This window comes from Kitasatospora sp. NPDC097605 (assembly GCF_040302725.1).
Lineage (GTDB): Bacteria > Actinomycetota > Actinomycetes > Streptomycetales > Streptomycetaceae > Kitasatospora.
The window spans coordinates 1-22927 of record NZ_JBEOSF010000065.1 but is presented as its reverse complement, the minus strand read 5'-3'; the positions used below and the strand labels follow the sequence as shown (position 1 = coordinate 22927).

The following is a 22927-nucleotide window of genomic DNA, read 5'->3' as shown; positions in this document are numbered from 1 at the left end:
CCTCCCGCAGGACGACCGCGCGGTCGGCGGCGGTCATGCCGTCGGAGGGGCGCAGCGTGATCTGGACCGGGCCCCCGGTTAGGCTCGGCGCGTGCCCGATCCCGTGACCTCCCCGCCTCCGCCGGGCCCCGCCCCGGCCGACCGGCCGGCGCGTTCGCCGTGGCCGCGGTTCGCCCTGCTGGTGGCGATCCTCGCCGCGGTGACCGGCTCCCTGCTGCTGTGGAGCCCGACCGCACTGCTCGACGGGGGCCTGTCCGACGGGACTCCCTGGTACTGGCGCGTTCCGCTGTTCACCGCCGTGTACGCGGTCGGCACGGTGGCCTTCTTCCCCCGGCCGGCCCTGAACGCGGCCGCCGGACTGCTGCTGGGCGTGCAGCAGGGGCTGCTGCTGGCCGTGCTGGGCACCACGCTGGGAGCGGCGATCGCCTTCGGGCTGGCCCGGTGGCTGGGGCAGGACGCGCTCCGGCGCTTCCTGCGCGGGCGGCTGCTGCTGGCGCTGGACCGGCGCTTCACCGACCAGGGGTTCCGCAGCATCCTGCTGCTGCGGCTGCTGCCCGGGCTGCCGTTCCAGGCGGCCACCTACGGCGCGGCGGTGTCCGGGGTCCGGTTCCCGCCGTTCATCCTCGCCACCGCGCTCGGGGTGGTCCCGGTCACCGCGGTCTACGTCGCGGCCGCCGCGACCGCGCGCGAGCCGGGGTCGACGGGGTTCCTGATCTCCGCCGGGCTGATCGGGCTGATGACCCTCGTCGGCCTGGTCCCCGTGCTGCGGGCCGCGCTGCGACGACGGCGCGCGGTCCAGGCCTGAGCGCCGGGCACCCGGGCGGCGCGCCGGGCGCGGGAGATCCGAATGCGCTCGGCCGAGCGGGGTCGTTGTCGGTGTCGTGTGAAATCGTTCCCGCATTGTTGACAGAAGGTCAATTGCGCGGTCACCGCGACCGATATCGTCTACGCGCGCAACCGTACGCCGTTCCACCGCGTCGCTTCTGATGCCCGGGTCCGCCCGGACCGTCGGCGCGGCGCGACCCGTACGGACGGCGCGAGCGGGCGCGAGACCGGTGATCAGTGCGATACTCGGACAGTTCCGACGAGTGGATGACGTGTCAAAAGGGCACGCGCACCGGGGGACCTGTACGGAACAGAGGCAGGGAGGCGCGGCATGGGAGCACTTCGCGACGAGCACCACAACGGGTGGCTGATGCCCTCCGGGAGCTACCCGGCCGCGGTGTACGAGGACGAGTGGGTCGAGCAGGAGACGGTTCCGTCCTCCCCCGCTCCGACCAGGATCGTCTCCCTGCGGCCGACCGGATTCGAGGCGGCCCGCACGGTCGGCGAGCACATCCGGGCGAGCACCCCGGTGGTCATGGACCTCACCGAGATGGAGGAGGCCGAGGCCAAGCGGATGGTCGACTTCGCCTCCGGCCTGATCTTCGGCACCCGCGGCGGCATCGAGCGGATCGCCCGCCGGGTGTTCCTGCTCACCCCGGCGGACGTCGAGGTGATGGTGATCGACCGCCCGCTCGACGACACGGGCTTCTACAACCAGAGCTGACCGGCTCCCACCGGCCACGACGGACCGGCGGGAGAACCGGGGACGGCACCACCGTCCCCGGTTTTTTGTCGTCCGCTCGCGGTACGGCGGTGCCTCGAACGAGACGGCCGGATTAATTCTGAGACACCGGTGTCTCATTCGACGTACACTCGTTCCATGGCCACCGACCGTGACTCCGTGCTCGAAGCCGCCGTCGGCGTGCTCTCCCGCCGCCCGACCGCCCACCTCGACGAGATCGCCCGCGCCGCGGGCATCAGCCGCGCCACCCTGCACCGGCTCTTCCCGGGCCGGGACGCGCTGATCGGCGAGGTCGGCATGCTCGCGCTGCGGCGCCTGGCCTCCGCGCTGGACACCGCCGCGGTCGAGGAGGGCGACGCGCACGCCGCGCTGCGCCGGCTGATCGACGAGATCGTTCCGGACGCCATGCTCTGCGCCTACCTGACCGGCGAGAGCCAGCTCTACGACGACGAGGCGGTCAACGACCTCTGGGAGGCCCAGATCGCCCGGCTGCACGCGCTCTTCCTGCGCGGGCAGCAGCAGGGGGTCTTCCGCATCGAACTCTCGGCGGCCTGGCTCAGCGAGGCGTTCTTCGACCTGCTCGCCGGGATCGGCTGGGCCGTCCAGGACGGCCGGCTGGCCCCGCGCGACGCCACCTTCTCGCTCGCCGAGCTCTTCCTCGGCGGTGCCCTGCGCACCCCGCGCCCGCACTGACCCCACTCCCCCGCCCGCCGCACCCCGGACCGGAAACCGGACACCGATACCCATGAGCAGCACCGTCCACCTCCAGCCCCGCCAGCGCTGGACCGGCCTCGCCGTCCTCGTCCTGGCCGTCACCCTGGTCGCCGTCGACGCGACCGTCCTCTCCCTGGCCATCCCCTCGATCAGCGAGACCCTGCGCCCCAGCGGCACCCAGCTGCTGTGGATCGGCGACGCCTACTCCTTCGTGCTGGCCGGCCTGCTGGTCTCGATGGGCTCGCTGAGCGACCGGATCGGCCGCAAGCGGCTGCTGCTGGCCGGTGCCACCGCGTTCGGCGCCGCCTCGCTGCTCGCCGCGTACTCGCCCAGCGCCGGCTGGCTGATCCTGGCCCGCGTGCTGCTCGGCGTGGCCGGGGCGACCATCATGCCGTCCACCCTCTCGCTGATCCGCACGCTCTTCCCGGACGACCGCGAGCGGGCGACCGCGATCGGCATCTGGGGCGCCGCCGCGTCCGCCGGCGCCGCGCTCGGCCCGGTGGTCGGCGGGGTGCTGCTGGAGCACTTCTGGTGGGGCTCGGTCTTCCTGCTGAACATCCCGGTGCTGGTGCTGCTGCTGGTCTTCGGCGCCTGGCTGCTGCCGGAGTCCAAGGACCCCAAGCCGGGCCGCTGGGACGTGCTGAGCGTCCTGCTGTCGCTCGCCGGTGTGATCGGCGTGGTCTACGCGATCAAGGAGGCCGCGGCGCACGGCGTCGCCCGCTGGGACGTGCCGGTGGCGGGTCTGCTGGGCGCGCTGGCGCTGGTCGTCTTCGTCCGCCGCCAGCTGCGGCTGGAGACCCCGCTGCTGGACGTCCGGCTCTTCGGCGACCGGCGTTTCACGGCCGCCGTGCTGGCCTCGCTGATCGCGCTGATCGGGCTCTCCGGCATCGTCTTCGTGACCTCGCAGTACCTGCAGCTGGTCCGCGGCTTCCCGCCGCTGAAGGCGGGGCTGGCCGAGCTGCCGGCCTTCTTCGGCGCGATGGCCGGCGGTCTGCTGACCGCCCGGCTGGTGCGGCGCACCGGCGCCCGGGCGGCGCTCACCCTCGGTCTGCTGGCGATGGGCCTCGGCATCGGCCTGCTGGGCTGGATCCAGCAGGACACCACCTACCTGCTGCTGGCCGCCGCCTTCCTGCTGGTCGGCACCGCCGAGGGCGTGGTCTACACGCTCGGCGCGGACCTGGTGCTGGGCGCCGCGCCCGGGGACAAGGCCGGAGCCGCCTCGGCGGTCTCCGAGACGGCCTACGAGCTGGGCACCGCACTCGGCATCGCCCTGGTCGGCTCGCTGGTCGGCGCGCTGTACGTGGACCGGCTGGCCGTCCCGGCCGGGACGGACCCGGCGGCGGCCGCGCAGGCCGGGGAGTCGCTGGGCGGCGCGGTGGAGGTGGCCCACGGGCTGCCGGACACCCTGGCCGGACCGCTGCTGGCGAGCGCCAGGGAGGCGTTCGTGCACGGCGTGAACGTGGCCGGGATGCTGGCGGCCGCGCTGCTGCTGGGCGCGGCGGCGCTGGCCTGGCGGCTGCTGCGGGGGCTGGGTTCCGGCCCCGGGGCGGACGACCCGGAGCCGCAGCCGGCGCCCGAGCGCACGCCGGAGAAGGCGAACGCCTGATCCGACGGCCCCGGCCCACGACGGTTCCCCGTCCCCCTCGCCGGGGGGCGGGGAACCGTCGTGTCCGGACGGGGAACCGTCATGGGCCGGACGGGGAACCCGCGGGCCCGGCGCTCAGACGGTGCCGAAGGGGAGCTCCAGCTCGGCCCAGACCACCTTGCCGTCCCGGGTCAGCCTGCTCCCCCAGCGCTGGGCGAGTTCGCTGACCAGGAACATGCCCCGGCCGCCCTCGTCCTGCTCCGCGAAGGGGCGCAGCTGGGGCGTCTGGCCGCCGGCGTCGGCGACCTCGACGGTGAGGACCCGGTCGCGGAACAGCCGCAGCCGGCGCGGGGCGTCGGCGTGCAGCAGGGCGTTCGTGACCAGCTCGCTGACCAGCAGCTCGGCGTAGTCGCAGAGCGCGCTCAGGCCCCAGGCGTCGAGCGTGGCGCGGGTGAAGCGGCGGGCCTTGCCGGGCAGCCGGCCGCCGCCGGTGAGCGGGAGGGTGGCGACCCGGTCGGCGGGCAGCGGCAGCACCCTGGCCATGATCATCGCGATGTCGTCGTCGCTGCCGCCGCTGACCAGCGCGGCGAGGACGGCGTCGCAGCTCTCCTCCAGGGTCCGGCCGGGGCCGGACAGGGTGCGGGCGAGCAGGTCGATGCCCTCGTCGAGGTCCTGGCCGCGGCGTTCGACCAGGCCGTCGGTGTAGAGGGCGACCATGCCGCCCTCGGGCAGCGCGAACTCGACCGACTCGAAGGCCACCCCGCCGACGCCGAGCGGCACGCCGGGCGGCATCTCGACCCGGCGGGGCGTGCCGTCCGGGGCGACCCAGACCGGCGGCAGGTGACCGGCCGAGGCGACCTGCAGGGTGCGCTCCAGCGGGTCGTAGACGGCGCAGATACAGGTGGCGAACTGCCCCTCGCCGATGCCGGAGGCGGTCTCGTCGAGCCGGGTGAGCACCTGCTCGGGCGGCATGTCGAGGGTGGCCAGGGTACGGGCGACGGTGCGCAGCTGACCCATGGTGGCGGCGGCCCGGATGCCGTGGCCCATGACGTCGCCGACGACCAGGGCGACCCGGCCGCAGGAGAGCGGGACGACGTCGAACCAGTCGCCGCCGACCTCGCTGGTGACGCTGGAGGGCAGGTAGCGGTAGGCGATCTCCAGGCCGAGGGTGCGGTGGATCTCCTGGGGCAGCAGGCTGCGCTGGAGGGTGAGCGCGGTCTCCCGCTCGCGCCGGTAGAGCCGGGCGTTGTCGATGGCGAGGGCGGTGCGGGCGACGAGTTCCTCGGCGAGCGCGACGTCGGAGGCGGTGAACGGCTCGGGGTTGCGCATCCGGATGAACTCGGCGCCGCCGAGGACCATGCCCCGGGCGGTGACCGGCAGCATCAGGTAGGAGTGGATGCCTGCCGCGAGGCCCGGGGCGACCCGGTCGGGGCTGGCGACCAGTCCGCGCAGCACCTCCGCGTCGACGTGGGCGCGCAGCAGCGGGCGCCCGCTGCGCAGGCACTGGTTGTAGCTGCGTCCGGGGGCGTACTCGGAGACCTCGCCGACGACGTCGACGGCGTGCGCGAGCCCGGTCTCGTAGGCCTCGCCGACGGCGACGGCGCGCAGCTGGACGGCCCGGTCCTCCGGGATGGGGCTGGGTTCGGCACCGCGCAGCACGGTTTCCAGCAGGTCGACGGTGGCGAAGTCGGCGAAGCGGGGGACGACCGCCTCGATGAGCTCCTCGGCGGTGCGCTGGAGGTCGAGGGTGGTGCCGATCCGGGCGGTGGCCTCGGCGATGGTGGCGAGGCGTTCCTGGGCGCGGGCGGCGCGGGCCTCGGCCTGGAAGCGCTCGGTGACGTCGATGATCGAGGAGCAGACGCCGAAGACCCGGCCGGTGGAGTCCTCCAGCCGGAAGTAGGAGGCGGACCAGGCGCGGTCGCGGCGCGGGTCGCCGGGGACGCGGCCGTGCGAGCGGGCGTCGACCACGGGCCGTCCGGTGGCCAGCACCTGCTTCATGATCTGTTCTATCTCGGTGCTGTTGATGCCGGGCAGGATGCCGCTGATCCGCCGGCCGAGGTGGTCGGCGACCGGGAGGCCGTTCATCCGGGCCAGTGACTCGTTGAGCCGGACGTACCGCAGCTCGGTGTCGTAGACGGCCATGCCGATCGGGGACTGGCCGAAGATGCCGTCGAGGACGGCGAGGTCGGCCTCGACCCGGTGCAGGGCGGCGGTGTCGGAGGCGGTGGCGAGCAGCAGCAGGGTGCCGCCGGGGCCGGCGATCGGGTAGGTGCGGAACTCCAGCTCGACGGTGTGGCCGTCGCGGTGGCGAACCGGGTGGACGCCGGACCAGCCCTTGCCGCCGAGGATCCGCTCGAACAGTTCGAGGACCTCGGGGCGGCTGCTGTCGTCGGTGAGCAGCCGGGCGGCGTGGCTGCCGACGGCCTCCTCGGCGGTCCAGCCGAGCAGGGCCTCGGCGTCCTCACTCCAGTGCAGGATGAGCCCGTCGTCCTGGAGCAGGGCGGTGGCGAGCGGGACGAGGCGATGGCCGTCCAGGCGTGCGGGGCTGGCGCCGGCTCCGGGGCCGGTGGCGTTGGTGGCGTCCCACTCGTCTCTCCGCATGATCAGGCTGCACCCCGGTTCGGCTCGTGCCCGGCCGGGCGGTCCTCGTGGTCCCTGTGGCCGGGGTTCTTCTCCAGACTGCACGGACATCGGCCGCCCGGCGACCCCTTGGTGAGGGGCACCGGTCGTCCAGGTGTACGGGCGTCATGTGCCTACCGGCCGCAGCGTACTCTCCAGAAGGCTCGCCCACTGGCGGATCACCCCGGATCGTCGGGTGCTGTCGTCGGTGAGCAGGTTGGCGAGGCCGAGTCCGCGGGCCATGTCGAGGGTGGCCTGGACGGTTTCGCGCACGCCGGGGCGGGTCTCGTCGGCGCCGAGGAACTCCACGGCGGCGCGGTGCGCCTCGCGGCCGACGTGGCCCTCCAGGCCGATGATCCGCTCGCGCAGCGGCTCCTCGGTGGCGGCGGCGACCCACAGGTGGAGGGCGGCGCGGAACAGCGGCCCGGTGTAGAGGCGCACGATCATGCCGACGACGGCCTCGGTGCGGGCCGGGCCGGCGTCCGGCAGGACGTCCGCGTGCGCCCGGACGGCGGCCAGCCGCTCGGCGGTGACGTGTTCGACGGCCGCGGTGAAGAGGTCCTCACGGGTCGGGAAGTGGTGCTGGGCGGCGCCCCGGGAGACGCCGGCCCGTTCGGCGACGACGGCGACGGTGGAGCCGTTCCAGCCGAGCTCGGCGAGGCAGTCGACCGCCGCCGCGAGCAGTCGGGCCCGGGTGGCGCGGCTGCGGTCCTGCCGGGGGGTGCGGGCGGCCGGGTGGGTGGTCATCTGCGGCGGCGGTCCTGTCCGTGCGGGGCTGGCGGCTGGTCGATCCTCGCAGACGGTGCTGTCCCGTAGACGGGGGCGGGGGCGGGGGCGGGGGCGGTGCGGCCGGTGCCGGCCGCACCGGCGGTCAAGCGGGCGGCGGGTTCAGCGGGCGGCGGCCGCCTCGCGTTCGCGCAGCTCGCGGCGGAGGATCTTGCCCGCCGGGGACTTCGGGACGGCGTCCAGGAACTCGACCGCGCGCACCTTCTTGTAGGGCGCGACCTGGCCGGCCACGAAGGCGGCGACCTCGTGCTCGGTGAGCGCGCTGCCGGGGGCGCGGACCACGAAGGCCTTGGGGCACTCGGTGCCCTCGGCGTCGCGCACCCCGATCACGGCGGCGTCGGCGATCTGGGGGTGGCTGAGCAGCAGCGCCTCCAGCTCGGCGGGGGCGACCTGGTAGCCCTTGTACTTGATCAGCTCCTTGACCCGGTCGACGATGTAGAGGTAGCCGCGCTCGTCGACGAAGCCGATGTCGCCGGTGTGCAGCCAGCCCTCGGCGTCGACGGTGGCGGCGGTGTCGGAGGGGCGGCCGAAGTAGCCCTTCATCACCTGCGGGCCCCGGATCAGCAGCTCGCCGGTCTCACCGGTGCCGAGGTCGGCGCCGGTGCCGTCGAGGGCGGTGACCCGTAGTTCGGTGGAGGGCACCATCCGGCCGACCGAGCCCGGGGAGGGGTCCGGGTCCCTCGGGTCCATCACATGGCAGACCGGGGAGAGCTCGGTCATGCCGTAGCCCTGGAGGATGTGGGTCAGGCCGAGGCGGCGGGCGCAGGCCTCGGCGAGTTCGCCGTCCAGCGGGGCGGCGGCGCAGAGCAGGTACTCCACCGAGGAGAGGTCGTACTGCTCGACGACCGGGTGCTTGGCGAGGGCGAGGACGATCGGCGGGGCTGCCAGCACGGACTGCACCCGCTGGTCCTGGACGGTGCGGCAGAACTGCTCCAGGTCGAAGCGGGGCAGCACGACGACGGTGGCGCCGCAGCGCAGCGGCTGGTGGAGCAGGGCCGCGAGGCCGTAGATGTGGAAGAACGGCAGGACGGCGAGGAGGCGCTCGCCCGGCTTCGGGCGGAAGACGGCGTCGGTCTGGGCGAGGTTGGTGGCGATCGAGCGGTGGGTGAGCATCACGCCCTTGGGCAGGCCGGTGGTGCCGCTGGAGTAGGGCAGGACGGCGACGGCCTCGCCCGGGTCGAGTGCGATCTCCGGCTCGGGGCCGGTGGCGGCGAGCAGGTCGTCGAGCGAGAGGTGGCCCTCGGCGCCGTCCAGGACGACGGTGCCGGCGAGCGGGCGGCCCTCGGCGGCGAGCTTCTCGGCGGCGGCGCGGGCGGTGGGCAGGAACGGCGAGACGGTGATCAGCCAGCGGGCGCCGCTGTCGGCGAGCTGGCCGGCGAGGTCGCCGGGGGTGGTGAGCGAGGAGACCGGCGTGACGGTGGCGCCGGCCCGGGTGGCGCCGAAGAAGGCCATCGGGTAGCGGATGCTGTTGGGGCTGAGCAGCGCCACCACGTCGCCCTGGCGGACCCCCGCCTCGGCGAGGCCGGCGGCCACCCGCCGTACTGCGTGGGCGAGTTGTGCGTAGCTGACGGTCTCGCCGGTGATCCCGTCGATGAGGGCGGGCCGGTCGCCGTGGCGCTCGGCCTCGCCGAGGACGGCGTCGTGCAGGGCGAGGTCGACGATGCCGACGTCCGGGAACTCGCTGTGGAACACCAAGGCGTGCCTCCTGTGCGGTTGTTGGCGCGGGGCGGTACGGCCGGCTGGAGGTCGTGGCGACCGGCCGTGCGGAGTGCGGGACAGGAGCATACGGACAGTGGGCGCCCGGTGCGCCCCAGTGACGGACGTTTGGCGGAGCGCGCGGGGCGCAGGGGTGGCGCGGACTGGCGAATGTCGAGGTGAGGAGGGGTCGGTGGGCTCCCGGGCCGGCGGGGCCGGTCAGATATCAGAACGATGATGCGACGATCCGTTCGAGACCCCGGCGGCCCCCGGCGATTCCCGCCGGCCCTCAGTAGGACTTCGGCAGGCCGAGGGTGTGCTGGGCCACGTAGTTGAGGACCATCTCACGGCTGACCGGGGCGACCCGGCCGACCCGGGTGGCGGCGAGCAGCGCGGCCAGCCCGTACTCCTGGGTGAGGCCGTTGCCACCCAGGGTCTGCACGGCCTGGTCGACGGTCCGGGCGGCGGCCTCGCCGGCCGCGTACTTGGCCATGTTGGCGGCCTCGCCGGCCGCGGCGTCCTCGCCCGCGTCGTACAGCAGGGCGGCCTTCTGGGTCATCAGCCGGGCGAGTTCGACCTCCACCGCGCACTGGGCGAGCGGGTGCGCGAGGCCCTGGTGGGCGCCGATCGGGGCGGACCAGACGGTACGGGTGCGCGCGTACTCGACCGCCTTGCCGAGCGCCTGGCGGGCGAGGCCCAGGGAGAACGCGGCGGTCATGATCCGCTCGGGGTTGAGGCCGGCGAACAGCTGGAGGAGTCCGGCGTTCTCGTCGCCGACCAGTGCTTCGGCGGGCAGCCGGACGTCGTCCAGGAAGACCTGGAACTGCCGTTCGGGCGCCACGAGTTCCATTGGGATCGGACGGTACTCGAAGCCGGGCGTGTCGCGCGGGACGACGAACAGCGCGGGCTTCAGTCTCCCGGTGCGGGCGTCCTCGGTGCGGGCGACGAACAGGACGGCGTCGCAGTGGTCGATGCCGGAGACGAACACCTTGCGGCCGGTCAGCAGCCAGTCCGCGCCGTCGCGGCGGGCGACGGTGGAGATCCGGTGGGCGTTGGAGCCGGCGTCCGGTTCGGTGATGCCGAAGGCCATCCGGCGGCTGCCGTCGGCCAGGCCGGGCAGCCAGTGGCGCTTCTGCTCCTCGGTGCCGTAGCGGGCGATGACGGTGCCGCAGATCGCCGGGGAGACGATCAGCAGGAGCAGCGGGCAGCCGGCGGTGCCGAGTTCCTCCAGGACGATCGCGAGGTCGGTGATCCCGCCGCCGCCCCCGCCGTACTCGGCGGGGAGGTTGACGCCGAGGTAGCCGGCCTTCCCGGCCTCGGCCCAGAGCTCGTCGGCGGGCCGGTGGGCCCGGGCCCGGGCGAGGTAGTAGGCGGAGCCGTAGCGGGCGCCGAGGCCGGCCACGGCGCTGCGCAGGGCGCGGCGTTCGGGGGTTTCGAGGAGCTGGCTGCCGATGGCGGACATGCGCGGTCCTTCCTCAGACCTCTGCGGGGGACTCTTCGTCGTGCTCTTCGGTGGGCTGTTCGACGGACGGCTCGGCGGGCTTCACGACGGCGAGCAGGGTGCCGGTCTCGACCTGCTCGCCCGGGGCGGCGCGGAGTTCGGCGAGGATCCCGTCGGCGGGGACGGTGATCCGGTGCTCCATCTTCATCGCCTCCAGCACCAGCAGCGGCCGGCCGGCCGTGACGGTGTCGCCGACGACGGCGGTGACCCGCACCACGGTGCCGGGCATCGGGGCGAGCAGCGCGCCGGGGTCGGTGCGCACCGGGGCGTCGGGGAAGCGCGGCAGGGCGGTGAGCGCGGTGGCACCGAGCGGGGTGTCGATGTGCACCCGGTCCCCGTAGCGGGCGACGCGGTAGGCGCGGCGCAGCCCGCCCTCGCGCAGGACGACCAGGTCGGGCGCGGCCTCGACCAGGTCGACGTCCGGGTGGTCCTCGGCCCGCAGGCCGGCTCGGGTGAGCCGGTAGCGGACCTCCCGCTCGGCGCCGTCGTCGCCGCGGTAGCGCTTGAGCTGCGGCTGGGAGGGCAGGTTGCGCCAGCCGGAAGGCAGCGCGGTGCGGCGGGCGGCGGCGTCGGCGAGCGCGGCGGCCAGGGCGGCGAGCCGCGTCCGGTCCTCGTCGGGCGGGGCGGTCAGGGCGTCGGCGTGCTCGGCGAGGAAGCCGGTGTGCACCCGCCCGGCCAGGAAGGCCGGGTGGCGCAGCGCGCGGACCAGCAGCTCGCGGTCGGTGGCGGGCCCGTGGATCCGGGCGCGGGCGAGCGCGTCGGCCAGCCGGCGGGCGGCGGCGGCCCGGGTCGGCGCCCAGGCGACCACCTTGGCGAGCATCGCGTCGTAGTGCGGGGTGATCTCGCACCCGCCCCCGGACGCGGCGTCCAGGCGCACGCCACGGCCGGTGAACTCATCGTGCGGGACGGTGAGTTCGAGGCGGTGCAGAGTGCCGGTGGCGGGCCGCCAGCCGTGCGCCGGGTCCTCGGCGTAGAGCCGGGCCTCGATCGCGTGACCGGTGGGCGGCGGGGCGGCGGGACCGGGCAGGGCCCGGCCCTCGGCGACGGAGAGCTGCAGGGCGACCAGGTCGAGGCCGGTGACCGCCTCGGTGACCGGGTGCTCGACCTGGAGGCGGGTGTTCATCTCCAGGAACCAGCACCGGCCGTCCGGTCCGAGCAGGAACTCGGCCGTCCCGGCGCCGGTGTAGCCGATCGCCTTGGCGGCGGTGACCGCGGCCTCGTGCAGGGCGGCGCGCACCGCCGGGTCCAGTCCGGGCGCGGGGGCCTCCTCGATGACCTTCTGGTGGCGCCGCTGGAGCGAGCAGTCCCGGTCGCCGACCGCCCAGACCGTGCCGTGCGCGTCGGCGAGCAGCTGCACCTCGACGTGCCGGCCGGTGGGCAGGTAGCGCTCGCAGAACACCTCGTCGGAGCCGAAGGCCTTGGCGGCCTCGGCGCGGGCGGCGGCGAGTTCGGCCGGCAGCTCGGCGAGGTCCCGCACCACGCGCATGCCGCGCCCGCCGCCGCCGGCCGCCGCCTTGACCAGCAGCGGCAGGTCGGCCTCGGCCGGCGCGTCCAGCGCGTCGAGGACGGGCACCCCGGCGGCGGCCATCAGGCGCTTGGCGGCGGTCTTGGAGCCCATCGCCTCGATCGCCTCCGGCTCCGGGCCGACCCAGAGCAGCCCGGCCGCCCGGACGGCGCGGGCGAAGCCGGGGTCCTCGGAGAGGAAGCCGTAGCCCGGGTGGACGGCGTCGGCGCCGGCGGCGATCGCGGCCTCGACGATCAGCGCGCCGCGCAGATAGGTGTCGGCGGGCGCGGCGCCGGGCAGCCGGACGGCGGTGTCGGCCTCGCGGACGTGCGGGGCTTCGGCGTCCGGGTCGGCGTACACGGCGGTGGTGGCGATGCCGAGGTCGCGGCAGGTGCGGAAGATCCGGCGGGCGATCTCTCCCCGGTTGGCGACCAGCAGGTTGGTGATCACGTGGTGGTTCCCCCTACATCCGGAAGACGCCGTAGCCGGTGGCGCCCTCGACCGGCGCGTTGTGGATCGCGGAGAGGCAGAGCCCGAGCACGGTGCGGGTGTCGCGCGGGTCGATCACCCCGTCGTCGTAGAGCCGCCCGGAGAGGAAGGCCGGCAGCGACTCGGCCTCGATCTGCTGCTCCACCATGGCCCGCACGGCCGCGTCCGCCTCCTCGTCGTACGGGCGGCCCTTGGCGGCGGCGGACTGCCGGGCGACGATCGACAGCACCCCGGCGAGCTGCTGGGGGCCCATCACGGCCGACTTGGCGCTCGGCCAGGCGAACAGGAAGCGGGGCTCGTAGGCCCGCCCGCACATGCCGTAGTGGCCGGCCCCGTAGGAGGCGCCCATCAGCACGGACAGGTGCGGGACGGTGGAGTTGGCGACGGCGTTGATCATCATCGCGCCGTGCTTGACGATGCCGCCCTGCTCGTAGTCCCGCCCGACCATGTAGCCGGTGGTGTTGTGCAGGAACAGCAGCGGGACCGCGCGCTGGTTGGCGAGCTGGATGAACTGGGCGGCCTTCTGGGACTCCTGGCTGAACAGCACGCCCCGGGCGTTGGCCAGGACGCCGACCGGGTAGCCGTGCAGCCGGGCCCAGCCGGTGGCGAGGCTGGTGCCGTAGCGCGGCTTGAACTCGTCGAAGTCGGAGCCGTCGACGATCCGGGCGATCACCTCGCGCGGGTCGAAGGGCACCTTGAGGTCGCCGGGGACGACGCCGAGCAGCTCCTCCTCGGCGTACTTCGGCGGCTCGGCGGCCCGGTCCGGGTCCGGTCCCGGCTTGCGGTGGTCCAGGCGGGCGACGATCCGGCGGGCCAGGCGCAGCGCGTCCGGCTCGTCCAGCGCGAAGTGGTCGGCCAGGCCGGAGGTCCGGGCGTGCATCCCGGCGCCGCCGAGCGACTCGTCGTCGGCCTCCTCGCCGGTGGCCATCCTCACCAGCGGCGGCCCGCCGAGGAACACCTTGGACCGTTCCTTGATCATCACGGCGTGGTCGGACATGCCCGGCACATAGGCGCCGCCGGCCGTGGAGTTGCCGAACACCACGGCGACGGTGGGGATCCCGGCGGCGGAGAGCCGGGTGAGGTCGCGGAAGAGGGCGCCGCCGGGAATGAAGATCTCCTTCTGGCTGGGCAGGTCGGCGCCGCCGGACTCCACCAGGTTGACCAGCGGGAGACGGTTGGCGAGGGCGATCTCGTTGGCGCGCAGGGCCTTGCGCAGGGTCCACGGGTTGGACGCCCCGCCGCGCACGGTCGGGTCGTTGGCGGTGATCACGCACTCGACGCCCTCGACCGTGCCGATGCCGGTGACCAGCGCGGCACCGACCGGGTACTCGCTGCCCCAGGCGGCGAGCGGCGAGAGCTCCAGGAACGGCGAGTCCTCGTCGATCAGCAGCTCGATCCGCTCGCGGGCGAGCAGCTTGCCGCGCCCGCGGTGGCGTTCGACGTAGGCGGGGCCGCCGCCGGCCAGCGCCTTGGCGTGTTCGGCGTCCAGACCGGCGAGCTTGGCCAGCATCGCTTCCCGGTTGGCGGTGTACTCGGCGCCGCCCGGGTCGAGGCGGGTGGGCAGGACGGTCACAGCAGGGCCTCCGGGATGTCGAGGTGGCGCGAGCGCAGCCACTCCCCCAGCGCCTTGGCCTGCGGGTCGAAGCGGTGCTGGGCGGCGACGCCCTCGCCGAGCAGGCCGGTGATGGTGAAGTTGACCGCGCGGAGGTTCGGCAGGACGTGCCGGGTGATCGGCAACTGCGCCACCTCCGGGAGCAGTTCGCGCAGCAGGTCGGTGGTGAGGGTGCGGGTGAGCCAGCGCCGGCCGGGCTCGTCGCGGGCCCAGACGCCGAGGTTGGCGTCGCCGCCCTTGTCGCCGCTGCGGGCGCCGGCCACCAGGCCGAGCGGGGCCCGGCGGGTGGGGCCGAGGTCCTCGAACGGTTCGCCGGCGGGCCCGGGCTCGACGGGCGGCGGTTCCGGAGCAGTGACGGGCGCGGCGAGGGGCGCGGTGACGGGCGCGGTGACGGGCGCGGGCGGGATGCTCACCCGGCGGCCGTCCGGCAGCACGGCGGTGTGCTCGACGGCCGCGGCGTCCACCTGGACGGCCTCGAAGACCCCGTACGGCGCGCCCGGCCCGGGCGGCGCGGTGAGGTGGAAGCCCGGGTAGCCGGCGAGCCCCAACTCCACGGCCACCCGCCCGAGTTCCCGCCCCACCCGGTCGGGGTCGCGGTCCCGGGCGGTGAGCCGCAGCAGCGCGGAGGCGGCCTCCTCGGTGGCGGCGTCGGCGTGGTCGGTGCGGGCCAGCGTCCAGCGCAGCCCGGCCGGCCGGCGGTCCGCGGCGAGCGCGTCCTCGAACTGCCGCCGGACGAGGGCCGCCTTCTCCTCGATGTCGAGCCCGGTGAGCACGAACACCACCTCGTTGCGGTGGCCGCCGAGCCGGTTCAGCCCGGCCTTGAGGGTGGCCGGCGGCGCCTCGCCGCGCACCCCGTCGATCCGCACCCGGTCCGGCCCCTCCCGGGTCAGCCGGACGGTGTCCAGCCGGGCCGTCACATCCGGCCCGAGGTAGCGCGGACCGCCGGTCTCGTAGAGGAGTTGGGCGGTGACGGTGCCGACCGTGACGGCGCCGCCGGTCCCCGGGTGCTTGGTGATGACGCTGGAGCCGTCCGCCCGCAGTTCGGCGAGCGGGAAGCCCGGCCGGCTGACGTCGTGCTCGCGGAAGAACGCGTAGTTCCCGCCGGTGGCCTGCGCCCCGCACTCCAGCACGTGTCCCGCCACCACGGCGCCCGCGAGCGCGTCCAGATCCCCCGCGCTCCACCCGAACCGGGCGATCGCCGGCCCCACGACCAGCGCCGCGTCGGTGACCCGCCCGGTCACCACCACGTCCGCCCCGGCCTTCAGGCACTCCGCGACCCCGAACGCCCCCAGATAGGCGTTGGCGGCCAACAGCCCCTCGGGCAGGTCCAGTTCCGCTCGGCGCGGCAACAGGTCGTCACCCTCGACATGCCCGACCGCCACGTCCAGACCCTGGCCCTTCGCCAGCTCCCGAACCGCCTCCGCGAGCCGGGCCGGGTTGAGGCCGCCCGCGTTGACCACGATCCGCGTCCCGCGCTCCAGCGCCAGGCCGAGGCACTCCTCCGCCTGCCGCAGGAACGTCCTGGCGTACCCGAGCGAGGGGTCCTTCAGCCGGTCCCGCGCCAGGATCAGCATGGTCAACTCGGCCAGGTAGTCCCCGGTGAGCACATCCAGCGGCCCGCCGGTGAGCATCTCCCGCATCGCCGAGAACCGGTCCCCGTAGAACCCCGACGCGTTCCCGACCCGCAGCACCGGCCCACCGCCCGCCGCCGCCTCCGACCCCACGTGCACGCCTACCCCCAGAGGTGGCCCAACGTTCGCCGACGGTGAGCAGGTTGGCACCCTGCGAGAGAAAAAGCAATCACGCGTGCTTGTTTTCTGAGGGAAGGTCGGCGGGTTCGGCCGTGGTGCGGGGACACACCGGGAGGCGATCGACCTGCGGAAGCGGGTGCTCGCGGACAGCGAGCGGGCCCTCGGCCGCGACCACCCCGATACCAGGGCGGTCGCGGACGTGGTCCGGAACCGGCGCGCGCCCTGAACCGTGGCACGCGAGGCCGGGCCGCGGTCAGTCCTGGCCGCCGGTCCGGAAGATCCCGTCGCGGGCGAGCTCGACCAGGACCGGAGTGCCCAGCTCCTCGAACCAGGCCGGGGGCCGGGGGGCGGTGAAGGCCCCGGCCATCGCCTCCAGCCAGGCCGTGAAGGACGGGAAGTCGGGCACGGCGTCGGCCCGGTCCTCCCAGCTGCCGTCGGCGAGGTGGCGGGCCCGCGGCTCGTCCTGGTGGTGGTAGTAGACCGGGTACTCGCCGTCCGCGCCGGGCCGCGTCACGTCGAAGCACCACACCGCCTCGTAGCCGGCCTCGGCGAACCCCACCAGGTGACTGGTCGACAGGTCCCGCCCCGGTTCGCGGCCGACGCCCTCCGGCAGGTGCACCAGGTCGGCGTTCAGGTCCGCGGACTCCGCCTCGTCCACGAGGACGAACTCGCGCTCGCCGTCGTCCGTCTCCCGGCGGCAGCTCAGCCGGTTGTGCTCCGCCAGCAGCGCCCGGTAGCCCGGCGGGACCGACCAGACGAGGGTTCCGACGTGCGGCGCCGACAGGGTCTCCCGCGCCCGCACCGCGTCGGGCGAGGCGGGGGCGGAGCCGTCGAGGTCGAGCAGTCCCGCCGAGGCGGCGCGGCGCAGGTCCGGAAGGGCGTCGCTGGGTATGGCCATGGTCCGACTCCTGAGGTTCCTCGGGCGCTCTCGGGTGCTCTCGGGCACGAACAGCATAGGGCCCGGCCCACCCTGCCGATCGGGAAAGCGTCACCACCTTGGCCGGTTACCTACTGGTCGGGCGCACGCCGGCTGATCATCATCACTGGTGGCAGGACGCCACGTACGTCACCAGGGAGGAACGAGATGCGCCCGATGTTCAGGAAGCCCCGACTCGCCGCCGGGATCGCCGCCGTCGCGGCCGCGGCGGCGCTGGGCGGCGTCGCCGCGCCCAGCGCCCAGGCGGCGGGCAACTGCACCCACTACGGGCAGGCCGGGTACGCGCAGGTGTTCACCGACAACAACTACTCCGGCGACTGCTGGGAGTTCCAGCTCGGGACCTGGACGGTCTTCCCCGTGCTGGTCAACCACAAGGTCTCCTCGCTGAGGAGCTGGGCCGCCTTCTCCGGCCAGGGCGTGCACCTGTCGGGTGACGGCCTGACCTTCGACGCGGGCGCCGGCGAGTGGTGGCCGAGCCTGCCCGGCTGGTTCAACGACCGCGCCAACGCCGGCTACTGACGGTCCGCGGCACGGTCAGGAGCCGTGCCACGACCTCCAGAGCGCCGCGTACCCGCCGTCGGCCGCCAACAGCTCCTCGTGACTGCCCAGTTCGGTCACCCGGCCACCGTCCATGACCGCGACCCGGTCCGCGTCGTGGGCGGTGTGCAGGCGGTGGGCGATGGCGATCACGGTGCGGCCCTTGAGCACGGCCGCCAGGGAGCGCTCGGTGTGCCGGGCCGTGGCCGGGTCGAGCAGGGAGGTCGCCTCGTCCAGGATCACCGTGTGCGGATCGGCCAGGACCACCCGGGCCAGGGCGAGTTGCTGGGCCTGCTGGGCGTCCGGGCGGTACCCGCCGGCGCCGAGTTCGGTGTCCAGCCCGTCCGGCAGCTCGTCCACCCAGTCGACGTCCACGGCGGCCAGCACCGTGTGCAACTCCTGGTCGGTGGCGGCGGGCGCGGCGATCCGCAGGTTGTCCCGGACGGTGCCGAGGAAGACGTGGTGCTCCTGGGAGACCAGGACGACATGGCGGCGCAGCTGCGCCGGGGCCAGACCGGTGACGGGCACCCGCCCCACCGTCACCCGGCCGGTGCGCGGCGCCTCCACCCCGGCGAGCAGCCGGCCCAGGGTGGACTTGCCGGCGCCGGAGGGGCCGACCACCGCCAGCCGCTCGCCGGGGCGGACCGTCAGGTCGACCCCGTGCAGTACGTCCCGCTCGCCCTGGTAGGCGTACCGGACGTCGACCACGTCGATCCGGTCGTCGACGGGCCGCCCGCCGTCGGCCGCCTCCGGAGCGTCGATCCGGCCGACGCCCTCGACCCTGGCGAAGGAGGCGTTGCTGCGCTGGAGCTGGTCGAGCCAGACCAGGACCTTGTCCAGCGGCTCGGAGAGCTGCCAGAAGTAGAGGGCGCAGGCGACGACCGCGCCGATGCTGACCGCGCCGGTGCCGCGCAGGGCGCCGCCGATCAGCAGGATGGCGGCGACCGGGGCGACGTAGGAGAACTCGACCACCGGGAAGAGCACGCTGCGCAGGTTGAGGGTGTGGGTGCGGGTGACCCGGCAGCGCTCGATCGCCTCGGCGGCGGCGGCGATCCGGCGCTCCTCCAGGCCCAGCGCCTCGACCGTGCGGGCGCCGGCGGCGGTGGAACCGAGCACTTCGGCGAGCTCGGAGTTGGCGGCGCCCTCGGCGAGGTAGCCGGCATGGGCCCGGCGCAGGTACCAGCGGGTGGCGAACCAGATCCCGGACAGGCAGAGCACCCCGCAGAGGCCCAGCAGCGGGTCGACCGCGAGCATGGCGGCCAGGATGAGGACGACCTGGACCAGTGCGACCGAGACCTCGGGCGCGGCGTCGCGCAGGGTGGTGCCGACGGTGGCGACGTCGGCGGTGCCGCGGGTCATCAGGTCGCCGGTGCCGGCGCGCTCGACCACCGCGGCGGGCAGGGCGAGCGCCCGGTCGACGAACCCCTCGCGGATCCGCGCCAGGGTCCGCTCGCCGAAGCGGTACCCGGCGTACCGGGCGAAGCGGCCCAGCAGCAGCTGTGCCAGCGCGAACCCGAGGATACCCAGGGCGAGCCGGTCGACGTGGCCGGTCCCGGCGCCGGCCCGGACGTCGTCGACGATCCGGCCGAGCAGCCAGGGGGCGCCGAGGCCGGCCGCCGCGGCCAGTCCGTTGAGGAGCAGCATCACGGCGACCGCGCGGCCGTCCCGGCGGACCAGCCGCACGGCGGCCCGGCGGGTCTCGGCGGGCCCGGCGATCGGGAGCCGGCCGGGGGCCGGCTCGCTCGGAACGGTCATCGGGCGGCCTCCTCGGGGAGCGCGGAACCGGTGGCGGGCTCGTCCTCGCCGCGGGCCACCAGCGCGCGGTAGCCGGGCTGCGAGGCGAGCAGATCCCGGTGCGGACCGGCGGCCACCAGGCGGCCGCCGGCGAGGTAGCAGACGGTGTCGGCCCGCTCCAGCAGGACGGGGGAGGTCGAGGTGAGGGCGGTGGTGCGCCCGGCCCGGGCCCGGCACAGCCCGGCGGCCATGGCGGCCTCGGTGTGGGCGTCCACGGCGGAGGTGGGCTCGACCAGCAGCAGCGCCTCCGGGTCGGCCAGCAGGGCGCGGACCAGCCGCAGCCGCTGGCGCTGCCCGCCGGAGAGGTTGCCGCCCTGCGCCTCGACGGGCGTGTCGAGGCCCTCGGGCAGGGCCCGCAGGATGTCCTCGGCGGCGGCGTCGCGCACGGCCCGGGCGATGGCCGCGTCGGTGTGCTCGGACCGGCCCCCGACCACCGTGCGCAGCAGGCCGGAGAAGAGGTCGGCGTCGTTGTCCGCCACCACGATCCGGGCGCGGACCTCGGCCAGGGCGACCTCGGCGAGCGGGACACCGCCCCAGGTGGCGGCGGATTCGGCGTACCGGCCGAGCCGGTCGACCACGGCGGCGGAGTCGGCGGGGCGGGCGCCGACGATGGCGGTCAGCCGTCCGGGAACCAGCTCCACGCCGCTGTCGGGGTCGTACAGGGCCGACGGGGCGTCCGGCGCCGGGCGGAGCGTCGCGGCGTCCCCGACGTCGGGCGTCAGGTCGAGGACGCGGACCACCCGCCCGGCGGCCACCAGGCCCCGGGTGAGGTCGGAGCCGCCCTCGATGAAGAAGGAGACCGGCACCACCAGGACGGCGACGTAGCCGTAGACGGCGACCAGGGTGCCGACGGTGATGGTGCCCTCGGCGGCCATCCGGGCGGCCAGCCAGGTCACCAGGGCGAGGAAGAGGGCGGGCAGGCCGACCGCGAGCGCCTGGATCCAGCTGGTCACCGCGCCGACCCGGTAGCCCTCGGCCCGCAGGTCCCGGGAGCCGCGCAGGAAGCGTTCGGCCAGCAGTTCCTTGCCGCCGATGCCGTTGAGGACGCGCATGCCGCCGACGATGTCCCCGATCCGGGCCGTCAGCACGCCCTGCTGCTCGCGGTACTCCGCCTCCGCGCCCTGCAGCCGTCCCAGCAGCGGCCCGACCACGACCGCGAGCAGCGGCACCCCGAGCAGGACGACGACCGCGAGCAGGACGTCGACGGACAGCAGCAGCGCGGCCGCCACGAGGTAGGCGATGACCGAGCCGACGCCCGGGCCGGTGATGGTGAGCGTCCGGCTGATCTGCGCGACGTCGCCCGTCCCGATGCCGACCACCTCGCCGACCGAGACCTTCCGGGGCAGCGCCGCCCCCAGCCGGGTGGCGTGCGCGACCACCACCTTGACGGTGCGGAAGGTGGCGTCCATCCGGACCCGTGTCATGGTGCGGTGGCGCATGATGCCCAGCCAGGCGTTGAGCAGCGCGACGCCGACCAGCGCGGCCACCCAGCCGGCCAGGACCCCGGTCCTCCCCGGCTGGAGCCCGTCGTCGATCGCCCGCGCGATGAGGTACGGCGGCAGCATCAGGCAGACGGTCCAGAGCGTGCCGAGCACCGCACCACCCACGACCCGCCGCCGCTGACTGACGGTCAGCCACCACAGGTAGCGCGCCGCACTACGGTGATCCGGCGCCCCCGGATCGGCGTACGAGTCCATCATGGGCGCCACCCTAGAACGCGTTCCAGAAATGGATCAAGGTCGTGCGATGATCCCGCCGAGGCCCGCCCGGGGAACACCTGGAGGATCCCCGGCCCGGCCGGCGGTCAGGCCGGGAGCAGGGTGGCCCATTGGGGGCGGGTGGGGCCGTCGTGGTGGGGGGTGAAGTCGGGGTGGGCGGCGAGCCAGGTGGCGAGGTGGCGGTCGATCTCGTCGGTGCCGTAGGCGGCGTCGGGGGTCAGCAGGAGGTGGCGGACCTGGGCGCGGGCCCGCATGACGACCGGGTCGTCGAAGGCGCAGGCGGCGAGGGCGGCGGCGCGGTGGTCCGGGGGCGGCGGATTCTCCGTGAGGCGCCGCTCGTTGGCGCGGTCGGCCGTCACCTGCGCGTCGAACCACGGGCGGAGGGCCCGCGCCGTCCAGGCGTGGTAGCCGGCCGGGTCCGCCGCGATCGCGTCGGCGTGGGTGGCGAGGTGCTGGGCGGCGCGCAGACCGAGGGCCACGCCGTGGCCCAGGGTGGGGTTGGTGTGGACGAGGCTGTCCCCCGCGTTGACCAGGCCGGTGACCACGGGGCCGTCGCCGTCGGCGAGGGAGGTCCAGCGGTTGTCCAGTCCGGCCATCGCCAGCACCGGCGACTGCGGCTCGGGGTCCAGGTCCAGCCAGGCGGCGGTGGCGGGGAAGCGCCGGGCGGCGGCCTCGAACACCGCGGGGTCGGTGAGCGCGGCGCGGGTCGGGTCGGCCGTGGAGAGCACCAGGTTGACGGCGACGGTGTCGTTGTCGGAGGGGAAGACGCCGGCCAGCGCGAACGGTGAGCTGGAGCCGGGCTTCACCCGTCCGGGGTCGCGGGGGCCGTCGGGCCGCAGGCGGTACCAGCGGCAGAGGTAGGCGATCCCGGCGCGGTGGCTGTCGACCACGGGCGGACGGCAGCCGGCCTCGGCCAGCCAGCCGGGGACCGGCGAGCGGCGGCCGGCCGCGTCGACGACCAGGTCCGCCCGCTGCGTCTCGGTGCCCGTCCGCACGCCGGTGACCCGGACGGGGCGGCCCGGCCCGACAAGGAGGCCGCGCACCCGGACGCCGCGCCGCACCTCGACGGTGGGTTCCCGCCGCACGGCCGCGGTCAGGGCGGCCTCCAGCACGATCCGGCGGGTGCGCAGGGTCACCAGGTCCTCGTCGCCGGCCCGGTGCGGCGGATGCTCGCCGAACCAGTCGAAGTCGTGGTACTCCCGGGCGCCGCGCGCCAGCAGGTCCGCGTGGACGTCGGGGGCCTCGTCGCGCAGCACGGTGCGCACGGGCGCGAGGAACGAGTGGGGCTGGACGGCCTGCGGGACCCGGGGGCGGCCCCAGTGGAAGAAGTCCCGGTGCAGGTCCTCGCCGGCCTCCCGGGCGTCCTGCTCGAACACCGTCACCGCATGGCCCCGCCGGCCGAGCATGAGCGCCGTCCCCAGCCCGCTGATGCCCGCGCCTATCACCGCAACCCGCGCCACAAGCTCCCCTTTTCGCGTCGTGTTGCAAGATGATCTTACTGGTCGGCGATCACCCGTCCGCAAGCGACGCGGTCGGCCGGCCCTGAACCCGGGGCACTGGCGGGCCGTCAGAAGATCACCATATAGTCGGGGGCTCGACGATCACTCGTCCTTCTCGGACCACGGGGGTTTCCATGAACAGCACGTCCCTCAAGCGACGCGGCGCGGTCCTGCTCGCGGCCGCCGGCCTGGCCACCGTCGGCGTCGCGGGCGGCGCGCAGGCCGTTCCCAACTCCGGCTCGCTCTGGGTCGGTTACGGCAAGGCCAACGCCTACAACAGCGTCCGCTGCGTGCAGCTGATCTCCAACAGCCTGCACTACCAGACCGGTTACCACGAGGTCGCGGTGGACGGCGCGTTCGGCCCCGACACCTACGGCGCGGTCGTCGCCCTCCAGCGGTGGGCGGGTCTCTCCCAGGACGGCGTGGTCGGCCCGCAGACCGGCGACTACATCATCACCGCGACCAAGGACGAGTACGGCTGCTACTGGAACCTGCCCACGCTCAAGTGACGCCGTCACGCCAGCCGTGACGGCCGGCCGCGGGCCCCGCCAGAGCTTGCTGCCCTCGCCGCGGACCAGCGGGATCCGGGGGGTGCCGTAGTTGTCGGTGAAGGAGTGCT

Annotated in this window: 17 protein-coding genes; 6 read left to right on the top strand and 11 right to left on the bottom strand. The window is 74.9% G+C overall.

Going from position 1 to position 22927, the window contains the following annotated elements:
- Positions 1-91: 91 nt before the first annotated feature.
- The 4 genes from ABTX81_RS38685 (at position 92) to ABTX81_RS38670 (ending at position 3887) form a co-directional block, all read left to right on the top strand.
- A complete protein-coding gene (locus tag ABTX81_RS38685; RefSeq protein ID WP_350555484.1) occupies positions 92-805 on the top strand; it encodes a VTT domain-containing protein in 714 nt (237 codons plus the stop codon).
- Between the two features lie 351 nt (positions 806-1156).
- Positions 1157-1549, top strand: a complete 393-nt coding sequence (locus tag ABTX81_RS38680; protein WP_350555482.1) for a cell division protein SepF — start codon at positions 1157-1159, stop codon at positions 1547-1549.
- Positions 1550-1705: 156 nt separating this feature from the next.
- Positions 1706-2260: a TetR/AcrR family transcriptional regulator gene (locus ABTX81_RS38675; protein WP_350555480.1), complete on the top strand. Its 555-nt coding sequence runs from the start codon at positions 1706-1708 to the stop codon at positions 2258-2260.
- Positions 2261-2312: 52 nt separating this feature from the next.
- The gene (locus ABTX81_RS38670; RefSeq protein WP_350555478.1) at positions 2313-3887 is read left to right on the top strand and encodes an MFS transporter; all 1575 of its coding nucleotides are present in this window, start codon (positions 2313-2315) and stop codon (positions 3885-3887) included.
- 114 nt (positions 3888-4001) lie between these two features.
- Here the strand turns inward: ABTX81_RS38670 and ABTX81_RS38665 are convergent, their stop codons facing one another.
- From ABTX81_RS38665 to ABTX81_RS38630, 8 genes are all read right to left on the bottom strand, one after another.
- Positions 4002-6467: a SpoIIE family protein phosphatase gene (locus ABTX81_RS38665; protein WP_350555476.1), complete on the bottom strand. Its 2466-nt coding sequence runs from the start codon at positions 6465-6467 to the stop codon at positions 4002-4004.
- A gap of 144 nt (positions 6468-6611) precedes the next feature.
- A complete protein-coding gene (locus tag ABTX81_RS38660) occupies positions 6612-7232 on the bottom strand; it encodes a TetR/AcrR family transcriptional regulator (protein WP_350555474.1) in 621 nt (206 codons plus the stop codon).
- 141 nt (positions 7233-7373) lie between these two features.
- Entirely contained in the window at positions 7374-8966 is a 1593-nt protein-coding gene (locus ABTX81_RS38655; protein WP_350555472.1) for a 4-coumarate--CoA ligase family protein, read from the bottom strand.
- Between the two features lie 289 nt (positions 8967-9255).
- A complete protein-coding gene (locus ABTX81_RS38650; protein ID WP_350555470.1) occupies positions 9256-10428 on the bottom strand; it encodes an acyl-CoA dehydrogenase family protein in 1173 nt (390 codons plus the stop codon).
- 13 nt (positions 10429-10441) lie between these two features.
- Positions 10442-12421, bottom strand: coding sequence for an acetyl/propionyl/methylcrotonyl-CoA carboxylase subunit alpha (locus ABTX81_RS38645; RefSeq protein ID WP_350555469.1), 1980 nt, complete (start codon positions 12419-12421; stop codon positions 10442-10444).
- A 13-nt stretch (positions 12422-12434) separates the two neighbouring features.
- The gene (locus tag ABTX81_RS38640; protein ID WP_350555467.1) at positions 12435-14033 is read right to left on the bottom strand and encodes an acyl-CoA carboxylase subunit beta; all 1599 of its coding nucleotides are present in this window, start codon (positions 14031-14033) and stop codon (positions 12435-12437) included.
- Positions 14030-15712, bottom strand: a complete 1683-nt coding sequence (locus ABTX81_RS38635) for an acyclic terpene utilization AtuA family protein (RefSeq protein WP_502892957.1) — start codon at positions 15710-15712, stop codon at positions 14030-14032. The genes ABTX81_RS38640 and ABTX81_RS38635 overlap by 4 nt, the downstream gene beginning before the upstream one ends.
- A gap of 364 nt (positions 15713-16076) precedes the next feature.
- Complete coding sequence (locus tag ABTX81_RS38630; RefSeq protein ID WP_350555463.1) at positions 16077-16721, bottom strand: SMI1/KNR4 family protein; 645 nt, start codon at positions 16719-16721, stop codon at positions 16077-16079.
- Between the two features lie 186 nt (positions 16722-16907).
- On the opposite strand from ABTX81_RS38630, the gene ABTX81_RS38625 reads away from it, so the two are divergent.
- Positions 16908-17279: a hypothetical protein gene (locus ABTX81_RS38625; RefSeq protein WP_350555461.1), complete on the top strand. Its 372-nt coding sequence runs from the start codon at positions 16908-16910 to the stop codon at positions 17277-17279.
- 15 nt (positions 17280-17294) lie between these two features.
- Here the strand turns inward: ABTX81_RS38625 and ABTX81_RS38620 are convergent, their stop codons facing one another.
- The 3 genes from ABTX81_RS38620 to ABTX81_RS38610 all read right to left on the bottom strand — a co-directional run bounded on the left by ABTX81_RS38620 (position 17295) and on the right by ABTX81_RS38610 (position 22269).
- A complete protein-coding gene (locus ABTX81_RS38620; RefSeq protein WP_350555459.1) occupies positions 17295-19052 on the bottom strand; it encodes an ABC transporter ATP-binding protein in 1758 nt (585 codons plus the stop codon).
- Positions 19049-20791: an ABC transporter ATP-binding protein gene (locus tag ABTX81_RS38615; RefSeq protein ID WP_350555457.1), complete on the bottom strand. Its 1743-nt coding sequence runs from the start codon at positions 20789-20791 to the stop codon at positions 19049-19051. The genes ABTX81_RS38620 and ABTX81_RS38615 overlap by 4 nt, the downstream gene beginning before the upstream one ends.
- Before the next feature lie 104 nt (positions 20792-20895).
- On the bottom strand, positions 20896-22269 hold the full coding sequence (locus ABTX81_RS38610; protein ID WP_350555455.1) for an FAD-dependent oxidoreductase: 1374 nt from the start codon (positions 22267-22269) through the stop codon (positions 20896-20898).
- Between the two features lie 173 nt (positions 22270-22442).
- Between ABTX81_RS38610 and ABTX81_RS38605 the strand changes: the two genes are divergently transcribed.
- Positions 22443-22817 carry a peptidoglycan-binding domain-containing protein gene (locus tag ABTX81_RS38605; protein WP_350555453.1) on the top strand — a complete coding sequence of 125 codons (375 nt, stop codon included), beginning with the start codon at positions 22443-22445 and terminating at the stop codon, positions 22815-22817.
- Positions 22818-22927: the final 110 nt, after the last annotated feature.